Raw genomic sequence first — 6,636 nt, 5'->3', positions numbered from 1 at the left:
CGTTTGGTGGCGATAGCGGAGGGGTTCCACACGTACCCATCCCGAACACGACCGTTAAGCCCTCTAGCGCCGATGGTACTTGGACCGCAGGGTCCTGGGAGAGTAGGACGCCGCCAAGCAAATTTTTCTTACATAGATACAAGTTATGCTTGTGGACATTGTATGATGAATTACACTTGCTTTTGTAAATGTATATTATTCCCTGATAGCTCAGTTGGTAGAGCACTCGACTGTTAATCGAGTTGTCACAGGTTCGAGCCCTGTTCGGGGAGCCAGTAAGGCCCGTTGGTCAAGGGGTTAAGACACCTCCCTTTCACGGAGGTAACAGGGGTTCGAATCCCCTACGGGTCATATAGATGGAGGCTTAGCTCAGCTGGGAGAGCATCTGCCTTACAAGCAGAGGGTCGGGGGTTCGATCCCCTCAGCCTCCACCATATATATTTTTAACGACGCGGGGTGGAGCAGCCCGGTAGCTCGTCGGGCTCATAACCCGAAGGCCGCAGGTTCAAATCCTGCCCCCGCAATTATACTTTCTTACGAAAGTGATCTGGAACCGTGGTGTAGTTGGCCTAACATGCCTGCCTGTCACGCAGGAGATCGCGGGTTCGAATCCCGTCGGTTCCGCCATTTAAGATTTTGCTTCATGGATGAGAGTCCGGTTTTGTTTTATTTACACCTTACCGTATGCGGAAGTGGCTCAGCGGTAGAGCATCGCCTTGCCAAGGCGAGGGTCGCGGGTTCGATTCCCGTCTTCCGCTCCAATTTGCGCCCTTAGCTCAGCTGGATAGAGCGTTTGACTACGAATCAAAAGGCCGGGAGTTCGAATCTCTCAGGGCGCGCCATTATAACTTCATATGCCGGCGTGGCGGAATGGCAGACGCGCTCGACTCAAAATCGAGTGGGAAACCGTGGAGGTTCGAGTCCTCTCGCCGGTATACATAACGGGATGTAGCTCAGCTTGGTAGAGCACCTGGTTTGGGACCAGGGGGTCGCATGTTCAAATCGTGTCATCCCGATCTAAGAAAGCAGATTATCTATATTAGATAATCTGCTTTTTGTATTTGTGTAAATAATATGAGTGATGTTTAAATGCAAGCTTGTTTGTGCATAAACGGTAACCCTTTCGGTCACACTAGGTTTAAAAAAAGTGATAGAAGGGGTTCAGGTGAACACGTTTAAATTAAAGAAACAATTAAAAAGGCGTTGGCGACGTTGGAAACGAACTGCATGGATGAGTCTAGCCTTAGTGGCTGTAACGATACTAGCATATAGCGGACTGTCCATCTCTTCTCATATTCAACGTTTATTAACAACTGATTTTAGTGAGACCGTCACTGTCATGGGGGCAGCTCCTATAGAGGAGAATCGTTCGGAAGCAGAGGTACAAGCCATAGTAAAACAACTAGGATCTGCTACACCTGATGACTTAACTGCTGTTGTATTGGAAGTCCACTATGTTTGTGGAGTCGAGACTGAGCAATTAGGCAAAATGACAGCTTCACAAGTCGAAGTGTTATTACTTCAGCATCCTGAATGGGGTGCAGAAGTTGCAGCAGATGGTTTACGGGTTAAGCAACAGGTTGATGACCTTTCTCCTCTATGCAAAGAGCAGGCTTATATTAGCATAGATGCATTGGGAAATCTGAATTTGTACGAAGGTCGCCCTACAGAAGACAAAGTAATCCGTACTTTTTTTCAAATGGATGTTGGGTCACTTGAGTCTTCATTGCCTGAGGGAGTATGGGAACAGCTACAGCAAGGAATTCGAGTGCAGGACAAAGATGAATATAACAGTGTGATTTCGACATTTAGCGACTATGCGGTTGAACGAGCCTCTGAAGAAGTCATTCTAAATGGTGGTTGACTCAAGAAAGTTTTGAAGAGCATTAAAACAAAGACAGGTTATAGGTTTGCTGGAGAAGGGCATCGAAGTGATGTCCTTTTTGTCGTGTGATGACCGATCGTATGGAAATAAGTTAGCCTTTGGGATTGCGTGATACCTTCCTGTTAACAGGTTTAGGGCTTTGCTAGACCTTGGACACCGAAGGATGGGAAACGTTTTGTGACATCTTTATAGGCAAAGCGACAAGGTTTTCTAAGACTCGATAGGAGGGTGAACGATAGATTTTATGAGGATTAAAATGTAGTCAAAGTTTCCTGCCGCAGGGTCTATCTTTTTGTTATAATGAAATGAACGATACATATGTTCGCTTTATTGTAAGGGAGAGATGGGTTTGCGTTTTTTGGGGATAGACCCGGGAATTGCGATTGTTGGGTTTGGTTTTGTGGATAAGATCGGTAGTAAAGTGGTTCCTGTACAATATGGCTGTATTCAGACAGAAGCTCATACACCTGAAGAGGAGCGATTACTTCACGTATATGAGGGAATGGTACAGCTCATCGATAAATATAAGCCAGATGCAGTCGCATTGGAGAAACTCTTCTTCAATCGGAACGTTACAACAGCGATGTCCGTCAGTCAGGCCAGAGGGGTAATGATTCTGGCTGCTGCACAGAAAGGGCTACCTATTGCTGAGTACACACCGATGCAGATTAAACAGGCGATTGTAGGATACGGCAAAGCGGAGAAACGTCAAGTGCAAGAGATGGTCAAAATGTTTCTGCGGTTGCAGGCGATTCCTAAGCCAGATGACGTAGCAGATGCGTTGGCAGTAGCCGTATGTCATGCACATTCTTATACATTAAATTCTAAGTTAAATGAGGTATTGCGAAAATGATTGATTTTCTTAGAGGACAGTTCGTGCATGTGGAGAATGAATATATTGTGCTTGATGTTCAAGGTGTGGGCTATCGTGTATTTTGTCCTAACCCATATGCTTTCGCGAAACAAGAAGGTGAGATCATGGTCTATACCCATCATCACGTGCGTGAAGATGCCATGTTGCTATATGGTTTTGTTACAAGAGAAGAACAGCGCTTATTTCGTAAGTTGATCGAGGTGTCTGGTATTGGACCACGAGTCGCCCTGGGCATTTTGGCAGGAGGCACGCCTGATCATGTCGTTACAGCGATTTACCAAGAGAATCTGACGTTTCTGACCAAACTACCGGGAATCGGTAAAAAGACAGCTCAGCGTATGATTTTGGACCTGAAGGATAAGCTCGACGGGTTCGGTGCTGCGGCGTATGCAACAGGTTTATTCGCCCCTCCTTCAGAAGAAGCAGGTAGCGGCTCAGCTTGGGATGAGGCACGTGATGGTCTCAAAGCACTTGGTTACACAGATAGCGAGTTGGACAAAGTATGGCTCAAGCTGAAAAAAGATGTTACATCTGCCGATTCGGTTGATGTGTTGATGAAACGAGCACTGCAAATGCTATTCACTGGATAACTAACTTCACCAACACGATAGCACATTGCTCGTACTAAAAAGGTAGGGATGAACATGGATGAGCGTATTATTTCCGCTAACTTGATGATGGATGATCAAGCTGTTGAGCTGAGTCTTCGTCCCCGGTATTTGAATGAATATATCGGACAAAATCAGGTGAAGGAGAATTTAAAAGTATATATTGAAGCAGCCAAAATGCGTAATGAAGCACTGGATCATGTTTTATTGTATGGTCCACCAGGACTAGGTAAAACAACACTTGCCAACATCGTCGCTAATGAATTGGGTGTTAACTTGCGTACCACTTCAGGGCCTGCAATTGAGCGACCAGGAGATCTAGCAGCATTGCTGACTAATCTTCAGGAAGGTGATGTCCTATTTATTGACGAGATTCATCGCCTGCATCGTACTGTTGAAGAAGTGATGTACCCTGCGATGGAAGACTCTGCATTGGATATTATGATCGGTAAAGGTCCCAGTGCGCGATCTGTGCGTCTTGATCTACCACCATTCACTCTCATTGGGGCTACAACACGCGCTGGTTTGCTGTCTGCGCCTCTGCGGGATCGTTTTGGTGTCATTAGCCGGTTGGAATTTTATACGGTTGATGAGCTAGCCTACATTGTCTCTCGCTCTACAGAAATCCTTGGGGTTGAGATTGTTGGAGATGCTGCAGAAGAGATTGCTCTCCGTTCCCGTGGAACGCCGAGGATTGCCAATCGTTTATTGAAGCGAGTTCGAGACTTCGCTCAGGTACGAGGCGATGGAGTCATTACACAAGCATTAGCAGAAGAAGCACTTAAACGTCTACAGATTGATCCGAGAGGATTGGACGAGATCGACCACAAGATGCTTAAGTCCATGATCAATAGCTTCCGGGGAGGCCCGGTTGGTCTGGATACCATTGCAGCTACGATTGGTGAAGAGAGCCAAACCATTGAGGATGTTTATGAGCCTTATTTATTGCAGATCGGTATGATTCAACGTACACCAAGAGGTCGGATTGTTACAGATATGGCTTATCATCATTTGGGTTTGCCGATTCCACCACGAGATGGAAAGTAACATAATTGACTCATGGATAGTGGGATGTGTGAATGTTGTTCTTCTATTACATGAAACAGTTCTAAATATTAATGAAGTTTGAAATTCATAGATGTATCTACACAAGGAAAAGTGCGGAGAGGAGCCTGATTGTGGGGAAAGCAATACAAAATAAGAAATGGAGTCGCCGATTAAAGGTTTTGGCTGCGGCTGTATTGATGGCAGGATGTCTGCAGGTACCCGCTTATGCAGCAGAAAATGATGGACAGCTGATTCGGGTTGCGATGTTTGCGAATCTGGGAAGCACATACAAATCAACAACACCATTAATCACACTTGAATCGAATGGGAGTTGGACAATTGGATCTGAGACGGGTGCTAACACAAGTCTTCCAGCGGGGCAGATTCGATTCAGCGCAGATGGTTTCCGAGTGAAGGTGTTGGAGACAGCAGATTTCAAAACAGCGGCAGCAGCAGCCAAATTATTGCAACCAACCAGCGATAAGCCGTTACTTTTCAGCTCAAGTGTGAGCGGCAAAACGGTGTATCAGCTCTATACCGGAAACTATGCTACAGAGATACTCGCTGGACAAGCAATTGCTCGAGTTCAGAAGGTAGCTGCAGTTCAATTGGGTGGGCAGAAACCAGTCGTAACGGGAAACAAGCATTTATCTACTGGAAACTATAGCTCCTTACAAGAAGCACAAGCAGCGCAGGCTTCTCTCTCAGCATCAGGCATCACTTCCTTTACTGTATTGTCATTGGATGCAGGTAGTCCGGGCTACAGTGTATGGGTTGGTGAAGCTGTGACAGATGCAGAGCTTACTGCTCTGAAGAAGGCAGTAGAGACTCAAGTAGGTGGCATCAGCCTATCTCCTGTATCTAATAACAGCTCTGCTCTAATCATTCGGCAGGATGCGGGGTTAAGTCTAGACACGCCTAAGACTGCAGCACATTACACAATTGCCGGTACGGAAGCCAAAGCGTGGGTGCAGGGAGATGGAAATGGCATTAAAGTACTGGAACGTTCCCAGCGAACATATCGCGGAGATATGGAACTCAGTATCGTGAATGGTGACTTGGCTTTAGTGAATGTCGTTCCGTTGGAACAATATTTGTACTCCGTAGTTGGAGCAGAGGTGTATTCCTCCTGGCCTGCAGAGGCTCTAAAAGTACAAGCGGTTGCTGCTCGTTCCTATGCTCTCCAACAGGGTACTCGCTTCCAGATTGCCAATGTTGTGGATACAACACTAAGTCAAGCCTATAACGGCGTTGATTCGGAGAATGATAAAGTAACCAGCGCAGTAGATGCTACCGCAGGAGAAGTTGTCAAAAGTGGTGGTAAAATTGTAGAGGCTGTATTTTCATCCAATGCAGGTGGACAAACGGCACATCCTTCCGAGGTTTGGAACGGGGGGGCAGGGGTCTTCACCAATGTGGATAGTTCTGGAGATACATCAGCACAGGCTGGATTGCATACGTGGTATCATGTACTGCTTAACTCAGGCATCAGTGGGTATATCCGTGAGGACAATGTGAAGGAGCTAAGCTCCAAAACGGATGCGGGCCTTTCCAAGGTCACTGTCACCGCACAGAATACGAATGTACGTGCCATCCCATTAATCCAATCTACGGTTGAGCCGGTAGCCAAAATGAATCCAGGGAACGAAGCCGTTGTTTTGGCAAAAGTCGCACAATCCAATGATTATGCTTGGGTGAGAGGGCCATTTACCTCTGCTCAATTAGTCAAAACGTTGCAAGGTAAAACGACGACGACTGTTCCCTCATCCATCTCAACATTAGAAGTCACGCAGCGCGGACCTTCTGGTCGAGCACTTGAAGTAAGTGCCAATGGACAAGCGTTGACTGTTAAATATGCAGATACGTACCGCTCGGCGCTGGGTGGATTGCCTAGTACTTTATTTGATATTGCAGGTACTGGAAGTTATACTGTATTAGGCGCTGACGGGAATACAGCGAGTAAGACAGGGTCTCAAGGAGCAGCTGTATTGTCTGCCTCAGGTACAGGAACTTCATCTGGTAATGCCCTTGTCGTCATGAGCGGTGATGGTCAGGCAAGAGCCGTAACTCAGGGACAAAACTTTATGTTCATCGGCCAAGGAAATGGTCACGGATTAGGTTTGTCGCAATGGGGAGCCAAAGGCATGGCGGATGAAGGGTATGATTACCAGGAAATATTGAAACACTATTACCAAAATGCGACTATTGTTAAGGAATGAATT

The 6,636-nt window shown here is 46.4% G+C and carries 5 protein-coding genes, 9 tRNA genes and 1 rRNA gene; all 15 read left to right on the top strand.

The annotated features are described in order from the left end of the window. The first annotated feature begins 2 nt into the window (after positions 1-2). A 5S ribosomal RNA gene (gene rrf, locus MH215_RS25040) occupies positions 3-119 on the top strand. 80 nt (positions 120-199) lie between these two features. Then, positions 200-275, top strand: a tRNA-Asn gene (locus MH215_RS25035). 4 nt (positions 276-279) lie between these two features. Beyond that, a tRNA-Glu gene (locus MH215_RS25030) sits at positions 280-351 on the top strand. 7 nt (positions 352-358) lie between these two features. Continuing rightward, positions 359-434: transfer RNA gene (locus MH215_RS25025), tRNA-Val, on the top strand. Between the two features lie 16 nt (positions 435-450). After that, a tRNA-Met gene (locus tag MH215_RS25020) sits at positions 451-524 on the top strand. 25 nt (positions 525-549) lie between these two features. Continuing rightward, positions 550-627 (top strand) — tRNA-Asp (locus MH215_RS25015). A gap of 59 nt (positions 628-686) precedes the next feature. Further along, positions 687-761 (top strand) — tRNA-Gly (locus MH215_RS25010). 4 nt (positions 762-765) lie between these two features. Beyond that, positions 766-842, top strand: a tRNA-Arg gene (locus MH215_RS25005). A gap of 14 nt (positions 843-856) precedes the next feature. After that, positions 857-935, top strand: a tRNA-Leu gene (locus MH215_RS25000). Positions 936-942: 7 nt separating this feature from the next. Beyond that, positions 943-1,016: transfer RNA gene (locus MH215_RS24995), tRNA-Pro, on the top strand. 149 nt (positions 1,017-1,165) lie between these two features. Next, on the top strand, positions 1,166-1,864 hold the full coding sequence (locus MH215_RS29295; RefSeq protein WP_239293769.1) for a BofC C-terminal domain-containing protein: 699 nt from the start codon (positions 1,166-1,168) through the stop codon (positions 1,862-1,864). A 370-nt stretch (positions 1,865-2,234) separates the two neighbouring features. Further along, a complete protein-coding gene (gene ruvC, locus MH215_RS24985) occupies positions 2,235-2,738 on the top strand; it encodes a crossover junction endodeoxyribonuclease RuvC (RefSeq protein ID WP_239293768.1) in 504 nt (167 codons plus the stop codon). Continuing rightward, the gene (ruvA, locus tag MH215_RS24980; protein ID WP_056701199.1) at positions 2,735-3,349 is read left to right on the top strand and encodes a Holliday junction branch migration protein RuvA; all 615 of its coding nucleotides are present in this window, start codon (positions 2,735-2,737) and stop codon (positions 3,347-3,349) included. Before ruvC ends, ruvA begins: the two co-directional genes overlap by 4 nt. Positions 3,350-3,403: 54 nt before the next feature. Continuing rightward, the gene (ruvB, locus tag MH215_RS24975) at positions 3,404-4,414 is read left to right on the top strand and encodes a Holliday junction branch migration DNA helicase RuvB (protein WP_056701201.1); all 1,011 of its coding nucleotides are present in this window, start codon (positions 3,404-3,406) and stop codon (positions 4,412-4,414) included. Positions 4,415-4,611: 197 nt separating this feature from the next. Continuing rightward, positions 4,612-6,633, top strand: coding sequence for a SpoIID/LytB domain-containing protein (locus MH215_RS24970; RefSeq protein ID WP_239293774.1), 2,022 nt, complete (start codon positions 4,612-4,614; stop codon positions 6,631-6,633). The last annotated feature ends 3 nt before the right edge of the window (positions 6,634-6,636 follow it).

It is taken from the genome of Paenibacillus sp. ACRSA, assembly GCF_022346845.1.
GTDB lineage: Bacteria > Bacillota > Bacilli > Paenibacillales > Paenibacillaceae > Paenibacillus.
This window is presented reverse-complemented; position numbering and strand designations above follow the sequence as displayed.